General features: G+C 63.6%; 17 protein-coding genes. 11 read left to right on the top strand and 6 right to left on the bottom strand.

The genetic code is table 11. The annotated features are described in order from the left end of the window. The first annotated feature begins 114 nt into the window (after positions 1 to 114). The 4 genes from NKI59_RS19305 to NKI59_RS19290 are packed head-to-tail and all read left to right on the top strand — an operon-like array spanning position 115 to position 6,943. A complete protein-coding gene (locus NKI59_RS19305; protein ID WP_352450525.1) occupies positions 115 to 1,119 on the top strand; it encodes an AAA family ATPase in 1,005 nt (334 codons plus the stop codon). After that, positions 1,119 to 2,033, top strand: a complete 915-nt coding sequence (locus NKI59_RS19300) for a DUF58 domain-containing protein (RefSeq protein ID WP_352706089.1) — start codon at positions 1,119 to 1,121, stop codon at positions 2,031 to 2,033. Before NKI59_RS19305 ends, NKI59_RS19300 begins: the two co-directional genes overlap by 1 nt. Next, on the top strand, positions 2,030 to 4,852 hold the full coding sequence (locus tag NKI59_RS19295) for a DUF4159 domain-containing protein (protein WP_352706087.1): 2,823 nt from the start codon (positions 2,030 to 2,032) through the stop codon (positions 4,850 to 4,852). Before NKI59_RS19300 ends, NKI59_RS19295 begins: the two co-directional genes overlap by 4 nt. A 3-nt stretch (positions 4,853 to 4,855) precedes the next feature. Beyond that, entirely contained in the window at positions 4,856 to 6,943 is a 2,088-nt protein-coding gene (locus NKI59_RS19290; protein WP_352706085.1) for a hypothetical protein, read from the top strand. A 172-nt stretch (positions 6,944 to 7,115) separates the two neighbouring features. Here the strand turns inward: NKI59_RS19290 and clpS are convergent, their stop codons facing one another. From clpS to NKI59_RS19275, 3 genes are all read right to left on the bottom strand, one after another. Continuing rightward, on the bottom strand, positions 7,116 to 7,421 hold the full coding sequence (gene clpS / locus NKI59_RS19285; RefSeq protein ID WP_023679498.1) for an ATP-dependent Clp protease adapter ClpS: 306 nt from the start codon (positions 7,419 to 7,421) through the stop codon (positions 7,116 to 7,118). Positions 7,422 to 7,677: 256 nt separating this feature from the next. Further along, positions 7,678 to 7,893 (bottom strand): hypothetical protein, encoded by a 216-nt coding sequence (locus NKI59_RS19280; RefSeq protein ID WP_352450529.1) that lies wholly within the window; start codon positions 7,891 to 7,893, stop codon positions 7,678 to 7,680. Between the two features lie 36 nt (positions 7,894 to 7,929). Further along, complete coding sequence (locus NKI59_RS19275; protein WP_023679500.1) at positions 7,930 to 8,274, bottom strand: hypothetical protein; 345 nt, start codon at positions 8,272 to 8,274, stop codon at positions 7,930 to 7,932. 237 nt (positions 8,275 to 8,511) lie between these two features. On the opposite strand from NKI59_RS19275, the gene NKI59_RS19270 reads away from it, so the two are divergent. Then, positions 8,512 to 9,228, top strand: a complete 717-nt coding sequence (locus NKI59_RS19270; protein WP_352568020.1) for a response regulator — start codon at positions 8,512 to 8,514, stop codon at positions 9,226 to 9,228. Further along, a complete protein-coding gene (locus tag NKI59_RS19265) occupies positions 9,225 to 10,634 on the top strand; it encodes an ATP-binding protein (RefSeq protein WP_352575764.1) in 1,410 nt (469 codons plus the stop codon). Before NKI59_RS19270 ends, NKI59_RS19265 begins: the two co-directional genes overlap by 4 nt. 236 nt (positions 10,635 to 10,870) lie before the next feature. On the opposite strand, the gene choV is transcribed toward NKI59_RS19265, so the two are convergent. The 3 genes from choV to NKI59_RS19250 form a co-directional block, all read right to left on the bottom strand. Next, on the bottom strand, positions 10,871 to 12,052 hold the full coding sequence (gene choV, locus NKI59_RS19260) for a choline ABC transporter ATP-binding protein (RefSeq protein ID WP_023679503.1): 1,182 nt from the start codon (positions 12,050 to 12,052) through the stop codon (positions 10,871 to 10,873). Continuing rightward, entirely contained in the window at positions 12,049 to 12,903 is an 855-nt protein-coding gene (choW, locus tag NKI59_RS19255; protein ID WP_254819158.1) for a choline ABC transporter permease subunit, read from the bottom strand. The genes choV and choW overlap by 4 nt, the downstream gene beginning before the upstream one ends. A 118-nt stretch (positions 12,904 to 13,021) precedes the next feature. Next, positions 13,022 to 13,957 carry a choline ABC transporter substrate-binding protein gene (locus tag NKI59_RS19250; RefSeq protein ID WP_023679505.1) on the bottom strand — a complete coding sequence of 312 codons (936 nt, stop codon included), beginning with the start codon at positions 13,955 to 13,957 and terminating at the stop codon, positions 13,022 to 13,024. Between the two features lie 237 nt (positions 13,958 to 14,194). On the opposite strand from NKI59_RS19250, the gene NKI59_RS19245 reads away from it, so the two are divergent. The 5 genes from NKI59_RS19245 (at position 14,195) to NKI59_RS19225 (ending at position 19,743) form a co-directional block, all read left to right on the top strand. After that, on the top strand, positions 14,195 to 14,806 hold the full coding sequence (locus NKI59_RS19245) for a thymidine kinase (protein WP_023679506.1): 612 nt from the start codon (positions 14,195 to 14,197) through the stop codon (positions 14,804 to 14,806). Positions 14,807 to 14,933: 127 nt separating this feature from the next. Next, positions 14,934 to 15,323, top strand: coding sequence for a c-type cytochrome (locus tag NKI59_RS19240; RefSeq protein WP_352706083.1), 390 nt, complete (start codon positions 14,934 to 14,936; stop codon positions 15,321 to 15,323). Positions 15,324 to 15,538: 215 nt separating this feature from the next. Continuing rightward, positions 15,539 to 16,627, top strand: coding sequence for a hypothetical protein (locus tag NKI59_RS19235; protein ID WP_023679508.1), 1,089 nt, complete (start codon positions 15,539 to 15,541; stop codon positions 16,625 to 16,627). 35 nt (positions 16,628 to 16,662) lie between these two features. Further along, positions 16,663 to 17,808, top strand: a complete 1,146-nt coding sequence (locus tag NKI59_RS19230) for a hypothetical protein (protein WP_023679509.1) — start codon at positions 16,663 to 16,665, stop codon at positions 17,806 to 17,808. Between the two features lie 24 nt (positions 17,809 to 17,832). After that, positions 17,833 to 19,743: an AAA family ATPase gene (locus NKI59_RS19225; protein ID WP_352706081.1), complete on the top strand. Its 1,911-nt coding sequence runs from the start codon at positions 17,833 to 17,835 to the stop codon at positions 19,741 to 19,743. Positions 19,744 to 19,785 lie beyond the last annotated feature (42 nt).

Here is a 19,785-nt window from a genome sequence, read left to right as displayed (position 1 = left end):
TCAGCCTAAGTCTGTGATTTAAGTTCATTGCAGGCGCCATGCGAGGCCGAATCGCGGCATTCTCTGCGGCACCAAGGTGCCAAGCGGTGTTTCCAACAGAAGGATCGATGCTGCATGAGCGTTATGATCAAGGAAAGCCCGATCAGCGAAAAGGACATGGTGGCGCAGGCCGAGAAAGCGCTGGCCGACATTTCGAGGGTCCGTGACGGCGTCGGCCGGGTCATTTTCGGCCAGGAAAGCGTCGTCGAGCGCACGCTCGTCGCATTGCTGGCCGGCGGCCATGCGCTGCTGGTCGGGGTGCCCGGCCTCGCCAAGACCAAGCTGGTCGAAACGCTGGGCATCGTGCTTGGCCTCGATTCGCGCCGCATCCAGTTCACACCCGACCTGATGCCATCGGATATTCTCGGCTCCGAGGTGATGGAGCAGGATGAATTCGGCAAGCGTTCGTTCCGCTTCATTTCCGGGCCGATCTTTGCGCAACTGCTGATGGCCGACGAGATCAACCGCGCCTCGCCGCGTACCCAGTCGGCGCTGCTGCAGTCGATGCAGGAATACCACGTCACCATTGCCGGCGTGCGCCATGATCTGCCGTCACCGTTCCACGTTCTGGCGACGCAGAACCCGCTGGAGCAGGAAGGCACCTATCCGCTGCCGGAAGCGCAGCTCGACCGCTTCCTGATGCAGGTCGATATCCTCTACCCCGAGATCGAGGCGGAGCGCCGCATCCTGCTGGAAACCACCGGTATCGAGGATGCCAAGGCTGAAAACGTGCTGCAGCCGGCGCGGCTGAAGGACATCCAGACGCTCATCCGCCGTATGCCGGTGCCGGAAAGCGTCGTCGAGGCGATCCTCAAGCTGGTGCGCTCAGCGCGCCCCGGCCAGGGCAACGCCGATACCGACAAGCACGTCGCCTGGGGCCCAGGCCCGCGCGCCAGCCAGGCGCTGACGCTGTGCACCCGCGCCCGCGCCCTCTATGATGGCCGGCTGGCGCCGTCGGTCGACGACGTCCGCGCGCTCGCCGAGCCGGTGCTGCAGCACCGCATGGCGCTGACCTTCGCCGCCCGCGCCGAGGGCACCACGGTTCGCGATGTTGTGGCGAAGCTCGCGAAAGGGATTTGATGGCGCGCATCGGTGAAGCGCAGGCACCGGCAGCGACGCGCGATGCGCTCGCCAGAGGCCGGTTGCGGGCTTCGTTGGTGCCGGACCTACTGGTCGAGGCGCGCCGCATCGTCAACACGGTAATTGCCGGCTGGCATGGCCGCCGCAAGCGCGGTATCGGCGAGAATTTCTGGCAGTTCCGGCCCTATGTCGAAGGCGATTCTTCGCGCATTGACTGGCGCCGTTCCGCCCGCGACGATCACACCTATGTCCGCGACCGTGAATGGGAGGCCGCCCACACGGTGTGGCTGTGGGCCGATCCCTCGCCTTCCATGCTCTACAAATCGACCGGAGCCAGCGTTTCCAAGGAATCGCGCGCCCTGGTGCTGGCGCTGGCCATGGCCGAGCTTTTGTCGCGCAGCGGCGAGCGCATTGCCTGGCCGGGCCTGACCGACCCGTTCACCGCCCGCAATGGCGCCGAGCGCATCGCGGCGCAACTGATGCACGCCGGCGACCTGCCGGCAAAGCCCGACCTATCCGGCATTCGCCGGTTCTGCGACATCGTCCTCGTCAGCGATTTCCTCGACCCGGTCGAGGACACCATTGCGTGGCTGGACGTGCTCGCCCGCCACGGCGTGCGCGCCCATCTGGTCGAGGTCGCCGATCCGGCCGAGGAAAGCTTCCCCTATGCCGGGCGCACCGAATTCACCGATCCTGAGACCGGCGACAAGCTGACCGCCGGCCGCGCCGAAATGCTGGGCGAGGAATATCGCCTGCTTTATGCCGCTCGCCGCCAGGAATTGGCCGCGTGGTGCAAACGGCTTGGCTGGAGCTTTACCGTCAATCATACCGACCGTCTTGCCTCCGAGGCGCTGGTGCGCATCCACATGGCGATGACCGGCGAAGGCGCCTTTGCCGGGAGGGCTCGCGCATGAGTTGGCTGCCGCTCTCTTTCGGGGCGCCGATGGTGCTGTGGGGCCTGCTGGCGCTGCCGGTGATCTGGTGGCTTCTGCGGCTGACCCCGCCAAGGCCGCAAACCGAGGTGTTTCCGCCGCTCAGGATTCTCGCCCGCGTGCTGAGGCGCGAAGAAACGCCGCAGCAAAGCCCTTGGTGGCTGACGCTGCTCAGGCTGCTGATGGCCGCGCTTATCGTGGCAGCACTTGCCGAACCGGTCTTCAACCCGCGCGAAAAGCTGCCGGCCGAGGGCGCCGCCCTGGCGCTGGTGATCGACAATGACTGGGCAAGTGCCGCCGACTGGGGCAAGCGCGTCGCCACCGCCGAGCGGCTGATCGCCGATGCCAATTCGAACGGCGTGCCGGTGCTCATCGCTTTCACCGCCGAGAAGCCGAATGCCGAGATCGGTCCCTTCGATGCCGCTGCCGCGCTCGACCGGCTGCGCGCGGCAAAGCCGCGGCCGATCCCGACCGACCGCCCCGCCGTCTATGCCCGCGTAGCGTCAGCCTTGGAGTCGCTGCCTGGCGCCAGCGTCGCGGTGCTCGCCGATGGTCTGGCGGCGCAAGGCGACGAAGCCGCGTTCAACACGCTGTTGTCGAAGAACGCAGCACGGGTCGTCTGGGCCGTCTCCGACCGGCTGTCGCTGACCGGTCTGACCGGCGCCGACAACCAGGTCGACGGCTTCGCCCTGACCGCCATCCGCGCACCGGGCGATCCGGCACCTGCACAGGTGACGGCCGGCGCCTTCGACGACAAGGGCCGCCGCATCGCCGACGCGACGCTGACCTTTGCCCCGGGCGGATCCACCGCAACCGGCACGATGGCGGTGCCGTTCGAACTGCGCAACGACTTCGCCTACGTCGCGCTCGATGGCGAGCGCCAGGCCGGTGCCGTCCGCGTGCTCGATGAGAGCTCAAAACGCCGGCGCGTCGGGCTGTTGTCGCAGGCCGAGGCCGACCAGGCGCAACCGCTGCTGTCGCCGCTCTACTACATCCGCCGCGCCCTGCAGCCGTTCGCCGATCTGGTCGAGCCGTCGAGCGTCGATCTCGCCGACGCGATCCCGCAACTGCTCGACCAGAAGCCGGCGATGATCGTCATGGCCGATGTCGGCACCATTCCGGAACAAGCGCGGCAAAGGCTGGTTGACTGGGTCGACAAGGGCGGCACGCTGGTGCGTTTTGCCGGTTCGCGGCTGGCCGCCGCCGGCAATGACGACGATCTGCTGCCTGTCCGGCTGCGCACAGGCGAGCGCTCGCTTGGCGGCGCACTATCATGGACGGCGCCGCAGCCGGTCACCGAATTCCCGAAAACCGGCCCCTTCGCCGACCTCGCGCCGCCCAGCGAGGTCACAGTCACCAGGCAGGTGCTGGCCGAACCGACGCCCGACATGGTCGAGCGCACCTGGGCCACGCTTGCCGACGGCACGCCGCTGGTGACTGGTATGAAGAAGGACAAGGGTACCCTCGTGCTGTTCCACGTCACCCCCGAGGCGACATGGTCCAACCTGCCGATCTCCGGCAGCTTCGTCGAGATGCTGCGGCGCATCGTGCAACTGTCGCGCAACCAGGGCGCGGCTGTCGCCAATGCCGAGGCCGCCGCCACGTCGCTGGCACCCTATCGTATGATCGCCGCCGACGGCACGCTGGTGCCGCCGACGCCGGATGCCAGGCCGCTGGTGCCCGGCGCCGGCCCGCTGCCGGTGACGCTGGAAAATCCGCCCGGCCTCTACGGCTCCGAGACAGGAGTGTTCGCTCACAATCTGCTCGGCGGCGACAGCGCATTCACGCCGCTGGCCCGGCCTGAAATCACGGTGCCGGTCACCACCATCCAGTATGCCTTCGACGAGCAGCACAACCTCAAAGGTCCGCTTGTCACGGCCGCCCTGGTGCTGATGGTGCTCGACACGCTTGCCGTATTCTGGATGGGCGGCCTGTTGTCGCGCCGGCCGCGCCGTGCCGGCGCTGCGGCGACGGCAGCCGTCCTGCTGATTGCGCTCGGCGCCTTGATTGGCCACGCGGACGTCGCGCGCGCCGACGACGCCAAACCGGGAGATACGGAGGCGATCGGGGACATTTCAAAGACCCGGATCGCCTACGTGCTGACCGGCGAGCCGGGTGTCGATTCGATCAGCCGCGCCGGGCTCGAAGGCCTGACCCGCTTTCTTATCGAAAAAACCGCGCTCGAACCCGGAGCACCGGCCGGCGTCGACATCTCGAAGGACGAACTTTCCTTCTATCCGCTGATCTACTGGCCGATCGATCCCTCGGCCCCGCTGCCCAGCGAGGCCGCCATCGCCCGCATCGACGCCTACATGCAGCAGGGCGGAACGGTCTTGTTCGACACCCGCGACCAGTTCGCCAATGGCATTGGTGCGGATTCGACCAGCCCGGCGACGGAGCGGCTGCGCGACATCCTCGGCAACCTCAACGTGCCACCGCTGGAGCCGGTGCCGTCGGACCACGTGCTGACCAAATCCTTCTACATCCTTCCGGAGTTTCCTGGCCGTTTTGCCGGCAGCCCGCTTTGGGTCGAGGCATCGCTCGAAGCCAGCAACACCGAGAACCGCCCGGTGCGCACCGGCGACGGCGTTTCGCCGATCATGATCACCGCCAATGATTTCGCCGGCGCTTGGGCCGTCGACGAGAATGGCGACCCGCTATTGCCGACGGTGCCTTCGGATCCGATGCAGCGCATCTATGCGCTGCGTGCCGGCGTCAACATCATGATGTACATGCTGACCGGCAACTACAAATCCGATCAGGTGCACGTCCCGGTGCTGCTCGAACGGCTGGGGCAATAGACCATGAACTGGTCGCTCTCCTTCGAACCGCTCATCACCTGGCCACTGCTCGCAGTGGTTCTGGTACCGCTGCTGCTGCTGGCGCTGGTCGGCCTTTGGTTTCGCCAGCGCGGCGCGGTCTTCCGCCTGGCAGCCCTGATTGCGCTGGCTGCGGCGCTGCTCAATCCGGTGTTCCTCGACGAAGAACGCGAGCCGCTGAAAAGCATCGTCGCCGTCGTCGTCGACCGCAGCCAGAGCCAGGATATCGGCGACCGCACCAAGCAGACCGACGCGGCGTTAGCCGGGCTTCAGCAGCGTCTCGGCCGCTTCAAGCAGTTCGACGTCCGTGTCGTCGAAGCCGGCAAGTCCGAAGCCGCTGACGAGCGCACCGAGACGCGGTTGTTTTCCTCGCTCGAAAATGCTTTCCGCGACGTGCCGCCGTCGCGCATCGGCGGCGCCATCATGATCACCGATGGCGAGGTGCATGACGCGCCGCCCGGCGCACCCGATTTCAATGCCCCGCTGCACGCGCTGATTACCGGCAACGAGCATGAGAAGGACCGCCGCATCCGCTTCGAGAATGCGCCGCGCTTCGGCCTCGTTGGCAAGCCGCTCGACATGACCTATCGCGTCATCGCCACCAACAACGAAACCGGCCCGGTCGATGTCCGCGTATCGGTCAACGGCGAGCAGGTATCGGTCGAGCACGCCAACATCGGCCAGGCGATGCCGCTGCAGGTGACCATTCCCAGCGCCGGGCGCAACATCGTCGAACTCGCCATCAACCACGAGCCGGGCGAACTCACCGACACCAACAACCGCGCCATCGCGCTGATCGACGGCATCCGCGAAAATCTGCGCGTGCTGCTTGTTTCCGGCGAACCGCATGCCGGCGAGCGCACCTGGCGCAATTTGCTGAAATCCGACGCTTCGGTCGACCTCGTGCACTTCACCATCCTGCGCCCGCCGGAAAAGCAGGACGGCACGCCGATCAACGAATTGTCGCTGATCGCCTTCCCGACGCGCGAGCTGTTCGTCGAGAAGATCAAGGATTTCGACCTGATCATCTTCGACCGCTATCAGCACCGCGACGTGCTGCCGATCCTCTATTACGACTACATCTCCGAGTATGTCGAAAAGGGCGGCGCGCTACTGATCGCGGCAGGCCCCGAATATGCCGGCGAAAGCTCGATCGCCCGCACGCCGCTGATGTCGGCGCTGCCGGCAATGCCGACCGGCGAGGTCATCGACAAGGCCTTCTATCCGCGCCTCACCGATACCGGCCAGCGTCATCCGGTAACGCGTGGGCTCGACGGCTCCGCGACCGAGCCGCCGCACTGGAGCCGCTGGTTCCGCACCATCGGCGTTGAGAACCCCGAGGGCGAGGTGGTGATGAAGGGCGCCGACAACCGGCCGCTGCTACTGCTCGATCGCAAGGGCGAAGGCCGCGTCGGCATGCTTCTGTCCGACCAGGGCTGGCTGTGGGCGCGCGGCTTCGAGGGCGGTGGCCCCCACGTCCAACTCTACCGGCGCATCGCCCACTGGCTGATGAAGGAGCCCGAACTCGAGGAAGAGCGGCTGACCGCCGACGGCCGCGGCATGGTGCTGGAAATCCGCCGCCAGACGATGAGCGACGACCCCGGCCCGGCGCAAGTCATCACGCCGTCCGGCAAGGCACTGATCGTCAGGCTCGAGAAATCCGAACCAGGCGTCTTCCTCGGCAGCGTCGAGACCAGCGAAATCGGTCTCTATCAGGTCGGCAATGGCGACCTGACGGCATTGGCCCATGTCGGGCCGGTCAACGCTCCGGAATTCACCGACGTCGTCTCCACCGAGAACCGGCTGAAACCACCGGCTGACGCAACCGGCGGCAGCGTTCGCCGGCTGGCGCCGGCATCGGCCATTGGCAACCTGGCCAGCACCGTCACGCTGCCATCCGTAGTCCCGGTCCGTTCCTCGGGCGCGGCTTCCGGCAATGACTGGATCGGCCTGCGCACCACCGACGACAGCGTGCTCAAGGCCGTCTCGCGCGTGCCGCTGTTCGGCGGCTTCCTCGGCCTCGGCCTGCTGCTTCTGGCGATGGGCTCGATGTGGTACCGCGAAGGGCGGTAACGCGGTTTATCCTTCTCCCCTTGTGGGAGAAGGTGGATTGGCGCGCAGCGCCAAGACGGTTGAGGGGTGCTGGACGGAGTGCCGTCCTTGCCAAGCTGGAACACCCCTCATCCGACCGAGCTTCGCTCGGCCACGTTCTCCCACAAGGGGAGAAGGAAGAAAGCGAACCGCCCTACTCCTCCGGCTCCGTCGTGAACATCAGCGGGTAGCCCTTGGCCTTGCCGGCATCGGTTGCCCGCGCCGCCTTAGTCTCGGCGACATCCCTGGTGAAGACGGCGACAACGCAGACGCCGCGCCGGTGCGCGGTGATCATTATCCTATGCGCCTGGTCTTCGCTGAGCTTGAACTCGGCCTTCAGCACCGTCACGACAAACTCGCGCGGCGTGAAATCGTCATTGACCAGGATGACCTTGTAGAGCTTCGGCCGTTCGACCTTCGGCTTCGTGCTGGTACGGGGTTTTGTCGTGATTTCAGGCATTGGACCGGCAATTGCGTACGACAGCTTTGCGGTCATTTTGACATGGGCAAAAGCGGTCGTCCATTCAACCGCGCGCGATCGGCTTCCCGGCAGGCGCAGTTCAAAAGTCCGTGCCTATGTGGGAACTGCCGTCTGGCGTTCAACGGGGGTGTGGGCCGGGACTGGCCCTACTGTCTGCACGCAACAAAAAAGACGACCGCTCCAGGCAAATCGCAACTGGAGCGGTCTTCTCATAGGGTAGAAAGATGTCGCTTGATCAGGCTTTCGGAGCTGCCTTGACCGCGTGCTTCTTGTGCTTCTTGACGGTCTTCTTGGCAGCGACCTTCTTCACGGCCTTGGCCGGCGCAGCGGTCGTCGTTGTCGTCGCAGCCGGGGTGGTGGTCGCGGCATTGGCGCTGCTGGCGCCGAGAACCGGCATCGAGACGGCCAGCGCGATGGCGAGACCGAGGGCGGAGAGGAGGGACTTTTTCATGGCTTCACTTCCTTTTTGTGCAGATCGGATTGAGTGTCACTGAACGGGATCGATCGGTGTCACTCCAAGCAGCTTCAAAGCGTTCGCGAGCATCCGGATTCCCTGTGCCTGTTTCTTGTTGGCGCAGAACCGGTTTCCCTTTCTTTGAAGTGCTTTCGCCGCGGTGACCTGCGTTGCCGCGGCATGGGTTTCGAGGGCTTCGTCAAACTGGCGGTTCAGATCGATGCAACGCTCGCTGCGGGTGGTCGCCACCTTTGCATCGGCCGCCTTTGCATTGGCCACCTTCGCATCGGCCAGTTTTGCATCGGCATGTTCGACCGCGGCAGTGACGAGCGAAATGGAAAGCAACGCACCCATCAGACTGATCGAGAACCTTTGCATTGGTCTGTCCGTAATCCCGTAACGCGTGTCGCAGCCGATGACCTGACCGCCACGGCACCACTTATGCCTTTGATTTTTTTCGGCAGTTTTTCCGGATTGTAGAATTTTGTTTCTGGATTGTTTCTGGGCAGCCCGGATCGGGCCGCCGATCTTCACTGGCCAACTTATGGCCTGAATTCTATCGTCTGGCTGACGGCCGAAGCAGCGCTTGGGCGATCCACAAATGACAGGTTCCCGGTGAAATCCGACCCCCACATACTGATCGTCGACGACGACAAGGGCATTCGCGACCTCCTTCAGGAATTTTTCCAGAAGCGAGGGCTGCATACATCGATCGCCGCCGACGGCACCGAGATGGAGACCATCCTGCGCCGCGCCCAGGTCGACCTGATCGTCCTGGACGTCATGCTGCCCGGCAAGAGCGGGCTGGAGCTCTGCCGCGAGTTGCGCGCCAATTATTCGACGCCGATCATCATGCTGACCGCGGTTACCGAAACTACCGACCGCGTGGTTGGGCTGGAGATGGGCGCCGACGACTACGTGCCGAAACCCTTCGATCCGCGCGAGCTGCTCGCACGCATTCGTGCCGTCTTGAGACGCAATGGCGCCGCCGAACCGCGACGCGCCGCCTCGCGGCAGATCTACCATTTCGCCGGCTGGACGATGGACTGTTCGCGCCGCCGGCTGATGGCGCCCGGCGACGTCAGGATCGAGCTGACGATGGCCGAATTCAATCTCCTGCAGACCTTCGTCAAGAGCGCGCAGCGCGTACTGAGCCGCGAGCAGCTGATCGAGCTGTCCGGCGGCGACAGCGGCTACAGCTTCGACCGCAGCGTCGACATTCTGGTCAGTCGGCTGCGGCGCAAGATGGAGGACGACCCGAAAACGCCGAAGCTGATCTTGACGGTGCGCAGCGGCGGCTACCAGTTCCTGCCTGAGACGACCTCCGAATGAGACGCATCCTGCCGCAAACGCTGCCGGTCTGGGTGCTGCTCATCGTCATCGCCGGCCTGCTGATCAGCCAGATCGCGACCCTCTACATCGTTTCGCGCGACCGTGCCGCCGCCAATGACGTCGTCGATCTCTACCGGCTGAACGACCGCGCCTTCTCGCTGGTACAGCTGATGCATGACGCCACCCCCGAACAGCGCAAGGCGACGGCCTCCGGCCTGTTCAACGCCACTTATGCGCTCACCGTTTCCAACACGCCCGCCGTTACTTCCTCGATAGCCGGCGACGACGAGCTGGCCGAATTGGAGGACATATTGGTCGGCCGGCTATCGAAGTTCGGCATCACCGACGCGCGGGTCCGCCGCGACCCGGCAACGCACGAAGCCGACGCTCCCGGCGGGACGGTCGCCGGTCCCGATATTGGCCAGGTCGAGCGCGACCTGCTGGTGCTGGCGGCCGATTTCGCCCAGAGCGACAAGCTGACGGCTTCGCTTCGTTTTGCCGACGGCCAATGGCTGAACTTCACCGAGCCGAACACGCCGGCCGGGCCGATACTGAGCTTCGATAGCCTGCCACTTTATGCCTTGATCGCCGGGCTGGTGGTGGCTTCCTCGATCTGGTCGCTGCGCCGGCTGACGGCGCCCTACCGGATGATGGAGACCGCGGTGAAGCGGATCGGCGAGGACCTGAAAAGCCCGCCGATCGCCGAGAGCGGCAGCCGCGAGGTGCGTACCGCGGCAAAGGCGGTCAATGCCATGCAGGCGAGGCTGCGCGCCTACGTCGAGGACCGCGAGCATCTTGCGGCCGCACTGGCGCACGACCTGCGCACGCCGCTGACCAGGATGCGGCTGCGCCTCGAACTGCTGAGGAATTCGTCCGTGCGCGCCGCACTGGCGCACGACCTCGCCGACATCGAAGGCATTGCCAGCTCGGTCATCGACTTCGCCACTTTCGAGGTGACCGAGGAGAAGAGCGAGAGGATCGATTTCTGGTCGCTGGTAGAATCGATCGCCGACGGCTTCGACGAGGTCTCCTTCGACAATGAGGACGCGCGCTCGCGCGGCCTGATCTGCGTCGCGCGGCCGGTCGCGCTACGGCGCTGTGTCACCAACCTCGTCCAGAACGCGGTGACCTATGGCAAGAGGGCGCATCTCAGCCTGCGTCAATCAGGCAAGACAATCACGCTGGCGATCCATGACGAGGGTCCGGGCATACCGCAAGCCGAGCTCGACGCCGTGTTCGGCTCGTTCGTGCGCCTGGAACAGTCGCGCAACCGTCAGACCGGCGGCCTCGGCCTCGGCTTGACCATCGCCCGCAACATCGCCCGTAGCGCCGGCGGCGAAGTCAGCCTGTCCAACCATCCCGATGGCGGCCTGATGACGGAGCTGCGCCTGCCGCTTGCGGTTTAGCTTGCGGTATCGGGCTAAGCCGGCGTTCCTTCGCGCCCCCTCTGTTCTGCTGGACACCTCCTCCACAGGTGGGAAGATTGGCCGTCGTCGCCGATTTCGCCAATTACAAACGTTGGAATGTGAGAGCCGTCCGCGAAACCGCCGATCTCCCCCAAGTAGGAGAGATGTCCGACAGAACAGAGGGGGGCGCGACAGAACTCGGCGTTTGGTCTTGGTTCTCTCCCCAAGGAGAAAAACTACCTTCTCAACACCGCGCTCAGCACATCCCTGACGCCGATGGCGCCGACAAAGCGCGACTGGTCGTCGAACAGCGCCACCGGTGCCGTCTGCGAGCGATGCATGGCCAGCATCACGGTCTTCAGCGAGGTGCCGGGATTGGCCCAGAACACCTGCGCCGTCTCCTCCGGCTGGGCTTCGACATCGGCGCAGGACACCCATACCGCGGGCTTGCCGTCGCGCTCGGCCGCCGCCACCAGCCCATGCTCGTCGATCTTGAAACGCGTCGTCCTGCGCCGGTCGAGCCACACCCAGCCGTTCTCGCCGTGTTCGAGGTCGCGGCGGTCGCGCATGACGTTCCACGCGGTCAGCACCGAGAGCGGGTTCACATTGGCGATGAAGTCGCGGACATAGTCGTTGGCGGGCCGCAGCACGATGTCTTCCGGCGCGCCGGTTTGCACGATGCGCCCGCCTTCCATGATGGTGATATGGGTGCCGATCTTCAGCGCCTCCTCGAGGTCGTGGCTGACGAAGATGATGGTCTTCTTCAGCTCGGCCTGGAGCTGCAGCAACTCGTCCTGCAGCTTGGTCCGGATCAGCGGATCGAGCGCCGAGAACGGCTCGTCCATGAGCAGGATCGGCGCCTCGGTGGCAAAGGCGCGCGCCAGGCCGACGCGCTGCTGCATGCCGCCGGAAAGCTCATGCGCATATTTCTTCGACCACTGGTCGAGATGAACCAGCTTCAGTTGCCTGTTCACCCGCTCCTTGCGCTCGGCTTCGGGTACGCCGGCGAGCTCGAGGCCAAGGCCGACATTCTCCTCCACCGTGCGCCACGGCAGCAGCCCGAACTGCTGGAACACCATCGCCACCTGCTTCTGCCGCAGCCGCCGAAGCGTCGCCTCGTCGCAGGTGACGACGTCGACCGTACCGTCGCCGTCCTTGACCAGCACCTGGCCGCGCGAGACGACGTTCAGCCGGTTGACGGCTCTGAGCAGCGTCGATTTGCCGGAGCCGGAAAGCCCCATCAGCACCGAGATCTCGCCCTCGTTCACGGTGAGGCTGGCGCCGGCGCAGCCCAGTACGTTGCCGGTCTGTTCGAGGATCTCGGCTCGGGTGGCACCACTGTCGATCAGCGCCAGCGAGCCTGCCTGGTCGGCGCCGAAGACGATGTCGACATTCCTGAAATCGACGGCGACGGTCATTTCTTGCCTCCCACGCCGATGCGCGTCATCCGGTCGAGCACGATGGCGAGCACGACGATCGCCAGCCCTGCCTCAAGCCCGAGGTCGATCCTGCGCGAACCGAGCGCCCGGTTGATTTCCGTACCGAGGCCGCCGGCGCCGATCAGGGCGGCGAACACCACCATCGACAGCGACAGCATGATCGACTGGGTCAGCCCAGCCATGATGGTCGGCAGCGCCGAAGGCAGCTCGACCTTCCACAGCAGCTGGCGCTTGGTGGCGCCGAACGCCTCGCCCGCCTCGACGATCGATTTCGGCACCGAGGTGACGCCGAGATGGGTGAGCCGAACCGAGGTCGGGATGACGAAGATGATGGTGACGATCAGGCCGGGCGCGTTGCCGAGGCCGAACAGGGTCAGCACCGGGATCAGGTAGACGAAGGTCGGCAATGTCTGCATCAGGTCGAGCACCGGCAGCATGACGCGATACACCTTCGGCTTGTGCGCGGCCCAGATGCCGAGCGGCACGCCGATGGCCATCGACACGGCGGCGGCGGCGACCACCAGCACCAGCGTCTCCACCGTCTGCTTCCACAGGTTCTGGTTGAGGATGAACAGCAATCCGATGAATACCGCCAAAGCCAGGCCTTTCGAGCGCTGCAGGAAATAGGCGAGCAGAGCGATCAGCGCGATCAGCAGAACCGGCGGCAGCAACAGCAGCCCGTCGACGATGCCGTCGAGCAGGAAGTTGAGGCTGTTGGAAAAAGCCCTGAAGATGGTGTCGAAATTGTCGGTGAGAAAGCCGAAAAACGCCTTCCCCCATGCCCCGATGGGAATCTTGTAACTGACCAGGAATTTGGAGATCGGATCCATCTAGCCCCTCTTCTACCGGCGCCGTCCTTCGCCGGACGGTCATCTTGTCACAGGATATGAAAAAGGGCAGCCATTTCTACCGTGGCTGCCCCTTGTCTCGTCATGCCAGATGGTCGGGTCAGCTTCCGAGCGCCGTTTTCACCGCAGCCGCCGCATCGCCGCCGTCGAAGGTGGTGACGCCGGCGATCCAGGGAGCGACCGCGTCCGGGTGCTTCTTCAGCCAGTCGGTCGCGACCGTATTGGCGTCGCCGCCCTTCAGGATCGCGTCCATCATCTCGCCTTCCATGTCCAGGTTGAACTTCAGATTGGCGATGAACTTGCCGGCGTTCGGACATTCGCTCATGTAGCCCTTGCGTACATTGGTATGCACCGTGGCAGCACCAAAGCCGCTATCTCCCATCCCCTCGAGATAGGTGATCTTCATGGCGCCCATCACCGGATGCGGCGTCCAGCCGAGGAAGGCGATCCATTCATTGTTCTTCATCGACTGGTCGGCCTGGGTGAGCATGCCGGCCTCGGAAGATTCGACCAGTTCGAAGCCTTCGAGATTGGTCTTCGGATCCTTGATCATGTCGAGGATGATGCGGTTGCCGTCATTGCCGGCCTCGATGCCGTAGATCTTGCCGTCGAACTTGTCCTTGAATTTGCCGAGATCGGTCAGCGTCTTGACACCGGCATCGGCGACATAGGTCGGAACGACGATGCCGTAGCCGGCACCGCTGAGATTTTCACTGACGGTCTCGACCGAGCCTTCGGCGGCATAGTCCTTGATGTCGTTGGTCATCGACGGCATCCAGTTTCCGAGGAACACGTCGAGATCTTTGTTCTTCAGGGACGCATAGGTCACCGGCACCGAAAGCTGGATCACCTGCGGCTCGTAGCCGAGCGCCGTGAGCAGCACCGAGGCGACGCCGGTGGTCGCCTGGATGTCGGTCCAGCCGACATCGGACAGACGCACCGTCTTGCAGCTTTCCGGATCGCCGGCGAAGGCCCCAGTCGTGGATAGAAAAGCCGCCAGGCCGAGGCCGGCGACGAATGAACTCATACGCGACATGAAAATTCTCCCATTTCAGTTCTCGGTGAAGCGAAGCGACGGTTTTATCTCCGCCTTTGTTCCGTCAGCCAAACATCATTCTGCTGCGGTTTCAAGCACTAAGGCAATCACGAACAACGGCGCAGGCTGGCCGATCAGCGACACGCCCGCCGCTTTCCGGATGGAAGTCGCCTTTTCCCGGTGGAATGTAGGCGCTCCCCCTCCCCGCTTTGTTGCAACTCGGCTTAAAAGGACGGCATGGCCAAGCTGTACTTCCATTATGCGACGATGAATGCCGGCAAGACGACGATGCTGTTGCAGGCCTCGTATAATTACCGCGAGCGCGGCATGACGACGATGCTGTTCATCGCCGGCCACTACCGCAAGGGCGATACCGGGCTGATCTCGTCGCGCATCGGCCTGGAGACGGAAGCCGAGATGTTCCGCGACGGCGACGATCTGTTTGCCCGGGTCGCCGAGCATCACGACCACGCCACGGTCCATTGCGTCTTCGTCGATGAGGCGCAGTTCCTCGAAGAGGAGCAGGTCTGGCAACTCGCCCGCATCGCCGACCGGCTGAACATCCCGGTCATGTGCTACGGCCTGCGCACCGATTTCCAAGGCAAGCTGTTTTCCGGATCGCGCACCCTGCTGGCAATCGCCGACGACCTGCGCGAGGTGCGCACCATCTGCCGTTGCGGCCGCAAGGCGACGATGGTGGTGCGCCTCGGCGCCGACGGCAAGGTGGCGAAACAGGGCGAACAGGTGGCGATCGGCAAGGATGTCTATGTCTCGCTCTGCCGCCGCCATTGGGAAGAAGAAATGGGCCGCGCCGTGCCCGACGATTTCATCGGCTTCACCAAAACCTGACCAGCGCTATTGCTTTCATCCGACCTCCCGGCCGACATTCGTTCACCAATCGCGCCATCGTGCGGCGCTTGTTTAAGGCCTGCTTGCTATTTCAGAACCTCTCAGCCAGAGCCGTCGGGGAGTTCCCATGCTTCGAGCCATTTCGTCTGCCGCTGCTTTCCTCATCGCCGGCGCTCTTGCCGCGCATGCCGACGGCGATGCCGCTCTCGGCAAGAAAGTCTTCAACAGATGCATGGCCTGTCATGAGGCCACGAGCGACCACGACAAGGTCGGCCCGCATCTGCTGGGTGTCGTCGGCCGCACCGCCGGCACCGCGGACAGTTATCTCAGCCGCTACTCGCAGGGGATGAAGGACGCCGGCGCCGCCGGCCTGGTCTGGGACGAAGCAAACCTCGCCGAATACCTGCGGGCGCCGCGGCAGAAGGTCCCCGGCAACAAAATGGCCTTCTCCGGCCTGACCAGCGACGACGACATCGCCAATGTCATCGCCTACGTCAAGGCCGATCCCAAGCCCTGAGCGTCGCTCCCGACCTAAAGTCCAGCCGCGGTTGAAGCGGTGTCTGACCGGACGGCAGTTACACCGTAATCATTGCCTGACTATCCTGCGGTCGGCCTCCTGAAATTCTTTTGTTTTCCTGTAATCCCATGTCTTCCGTCTTTCATTCGCCAAACCCGGCACATATATTCGCGGCGGTTTGCGAAACGAAACCGATGCCGAAGCGGGAGGCCCCAATGGCGACATTGCAGAATTTCGATGCCGAGATTGCCAAGACCAAGCAGGTCGTAGAGGACATGCGCACCAAGATCGAGCAGTCCGGTACTGTGCTCGACACGCTCGCCACCGCCGACAAGAAGATCGGCGACGCCAATTTCGACATCGAGAATGCCCGCATTGAGGATGTGCTGAAGCAGCAGAAGGTGATGGAAGGCAATATCGCCGACCTGATTATCGGCCTCGAGGACGCCACCAACGTCTTCGGCGCCGAATTCGAGAGCATGAAGAACTACACCGGCTGGGAAAATTTCGTCGGTGTCTTCTCCAGCCAGCGCAAGCAGCGCCTGCGCACCGACCGCGTCCGCAACATGTCGCTGGCCGGCAATCTGCAGGAGCTGCTGGCGAAATCCGACACCATCGTCGGCATCCTCAAGGCTCAGAAGCAGGTTCTCGACACGCGCTACAAGACCTCCGAGGCCAGCCTGTCGCAGGTGATCGAGCGCCGCAAGACCACCATGTCCAATCTCGAGACCGTGCAGAAGCGCATCGAGGAGCTCAACCCGATGCTGCTCGACATCGAGAACAAGATCGCCGCCTCGACCAGCCAGAAGGTGCGCACGCAGCTGGAAGGCGAACGCTCGAAACTGGCCACGGAATACAACGAGAAGCAGGCCAAGGAGCAGGAATTGCTGGCCGAAAGCCAGACGCTGGAGCGCTACACCTCGATGTTCCAGACCTTCGTCGATTCGCTCAACAACCAGATCGCGGCGCAATCGACGCTGATCAACAAGCTGACCATCGATACCGAGCAGCGCATCGTTCTGTACAAGGCGCTGGAAGATTCGCTGAAGACCGCCGCCCAACAGGATGTCGCCCACAAGATCAACACGCTGGGCAGCCAGGTCGACAACACCGCCGAAGAGACCATGGCCGGCATTGGTGCCGCCTCGCAAAAGCACATCGGCGATCTGCTTGAAATGCACGAGAAGAACATGGTCGCCACCGCCGACATCCAGCGCCGCAAGAAGCTCGCCGACGATGCCTTCGCCCGCCGCTTCGACGATGTGATGAAGAAGCACAATTCGGCAAATTACGTGCAATCGTAATTGCTGCACGTGCACTGCTCCCAAGGGCTGGCAGCATGACCCCCGAAAACGAAGCTGCGGCGCGCTATTTCTCGGCGATCACGGCGGCACTTGGCGGCCTCGAAGTGTTCATGCGCGACGATCGCTCGCCGCTCTATCGGCACGGCATCGTCGCCAAGGTCGTCGCCGAATATATTGCGCGGCTCGACAAGTCGTTCTCGTGCTGGCGCAACCGGCTGGGCTTCACCGAGACGTTCCGCATCTCGCGCGCCGAAAGCGGTTTTCCGGTCTTCCAGAACCTGCTCGAGTTGGAGAACGACCGGCTCCAGGCCGATGCGCGCCTCGCCAACCTTCCGCTGGCCGATGAGCTGCGCGAGGAAATGGCGGACTTCATCCTGCGCCACAAGGAATTTCCCGAAGCGCTGCAGAAGTCGATGGCCGAGCGGCTTTACCTCGAGGACGTCAAGAGCGAGACCACCTTCGGCCCGTTCACGCTGGCCCAGACGGTCAAGGTGTCGGTCAATCCGAAGACGTTGCGCCCCTATTATCTGGTCCACTGGGCCTGCTTCGACGGCAGCGCCAACCTGCCGCTTGTGTATATGGTGACGGTCGAGGATTCCTCGGACGACATGATCCGGCAGCTTGTCGACTCCAGTGGCAAACTTAATGAGAGGGTCGACATTCCGCTGCCGGTCGACGGCTTGCTCAATCCCGAGCTTGCCCACCGTTTCGACGATTTCACCGAGAAGAATTCCGCCTACGCGCTGTCGCCGGCGACCATCGCGGTCAACCTCGACAAGGATTTCGAGCCGCTGCATCCCAAGCAACTGCGTCGCGTCGTGCTCGGCCCGTTCTATTCTGCAGGGATTACCGACAACAATTCGACGGTGAGCGAAGTGCTGGCCAAGGTGCGCAAGCCGGAAAACGCCTGGCTGCTGACCTGGACCATCCAGGAGGTCTTTTCCAAGGCCGAAAAGCCAGGCCGCAAGGGGCTGTTTTCGAGCGAAAAGACGACGCAGGAATTCTTCATCAATACCGACGATCTCGAGGCCGCGCGGCAAGGCGTGTCGAGCTATGAGAACCATGCGTTGATTCCGCACGAGGCCTATCAGGCGCTCTATGCCGCCGGCGAGGCGCAGAAGATCTTTTCGGGCTACAAGGTCCACATCCTGTCCAAAGGGCAGGTCATCAGCGACGTCTGACCATCAAATCGCGGAGCATCCTCCATGGACACCGGCCTGACCACCATCCCGGAAGCGGCAATTGAAAAGCACCGTGCCACTGCGCAAAGTTTCATCACTCGCATCGTCGTGCTGGAGGACCCATCGCGCGAGTCCGGCACCGCGCTTGCCGGCACCAACCGCCGCTTCGTCTCTACCGTCTCGGTCGGCTCGGTGCGCCGCACGCGCGAGGTCGAGCTCTCCAAAACCGTCGCCGCCGTCCATTCCGACGACCAGTTGCTGACTATCCCGCAGCACACGCTGTTGTTTCGCGCCCGGCGCGGCACAGCGATAGCGCTGGCCATATCGGATGTCTTCGCCGAGGGCTCGGACCTCGAAAGTCTGCAGGCGAAAAACGCCCGCGCGCCGCTCGAAGGCGATGAAGCTGCCACCTTCAAGAAGCTGCTGTCGGCCTCTGCCTACATCTCCGCCTTCAGCCTTGCCTCCTATTTGTTCCAGCTGATCGACAGCGACGGCGAGGCGCCGAACGACACGCCCGAGCCGGACTTTCTGTTCGACACGCCACAGGATGCGGTGAAGTCGATCGTGGCCGGGCTCGACAGGGCGATAGCGGGTTCGAAGGACGATGCCGACCTGATGACCCGCGCCCGCGCCTTTGCCCGCGTCGCCATCGACGGGCTGTTGGCGCGAAAGGGCCGCTTCGACGGCATCGGTCCGTTCGAGAACGCGCATATCCGCATCGACGTCGACGATTTTACCCTTGACGGCTTCGACGTCGCGCCGGGTAAGCGGGCAAAGCCGCTGGTGATGACCTTCAAAAAACCGGAAGAGGTCGTCGGCAACCACATCGCCAAATACCAGTCGGTCAAGCTTGCCAAGATGCTGATGGCCTATGACTTCGAGCGCGAGCTGAACCCGTTCGTCGAGCTCGGCGGCTTCCTGTTCACTTTTATCGGCGATGGCGCGCCCGGCACCGGCAAGACAACCTTGATCCAGATGATCGCCGGTCTTCTCAATGGTTATTGCCAGGTCGCCGGTTATCCCTTCGCCTACGAGAATTTCGGCGTCGACCAGATCTCCTCCTACCAGGGCAAGTCCGGCCAGAACTGCCGCCAGTTCATCAACAATGTGCTGAACCCGCGCGTCATCGGCTTCGGCACCATCGACGATATCGACCAGGTGGCGGCACGCCGGTCCGACGACCGCGCCTCGGCCGGCCAGCAGGAAATCACCGGCGTCCTGATGGACGCCTTTGGAGGTGCGGCGACCGTGGTGCGCGGCAACTGCTCGTTCGGCATGTTCTCCAACTATCCCGAAAACGTCGACGACGCGCTACGCCAGCGCGCCGGCGCGCGCTGGCTGGTCGACGGCCCGCAGAGCCGCGACGACTACATCGACATCTTCGTTCTGCTCGCCGGCAAGAACCACAAGATCCCGCTCGGCGACCACAAGCTCTATGTGGCGCAAGAGATCCAGCGCGCGGTGATGGAAGCTTACGAGGAGCATGAGAAGCCACAGGAAGACGGGTTGATGAAGGTCTATGAGCGCTACATGAAGGAGAATGGCGCGCCAAAGACGATGGCCGACATCGGCACTTATCTGCATATGATCAAGGATGCCGAGCCGCGCTTTACCGGTCGCGCCATCAAGAACGTCACCGATGCCATCAAGATGCGTGCCATGGACATCGAATTGCCCGACGAGTGGTTCGAAAAGCCGGAAGCCTTCATGCACAAGGGTTACGACGACAAGAAAGCGATGATCGAGGAGCTGCGCGGGCCATTCTCGATGGACATGGTCATGCAGGAGATCAACCGCTACGCGGATTCCGAATTCCGCTATTCCGACAAGTCCGATGATGCGGCGGTGACCAAGATGATCCGCGACACCCGTCTGCGGGAGCGTGCCGTGCGCGAGATCGAGGAGTTGAAGAAAAAGGGGCTGTGGAATGCGTGAGGTTTCTTCTCGCCGGATACCACTGCCCCTGGTGCGCTGCAT

It is taken from the genome of Mesorhizobium sp. M0598 (assembly GCF_040320865.1).
Lineage (GTDB): Bacteria > Pseudomonadota > Alphaproteobacteria > Rhizobiales > Rhizobiaceae > Mesorhizobium.
Note: the sequence above shows the minus strand (reverse complement) of the source record. Positions and strands in the feature narration are given on the sequence as shown.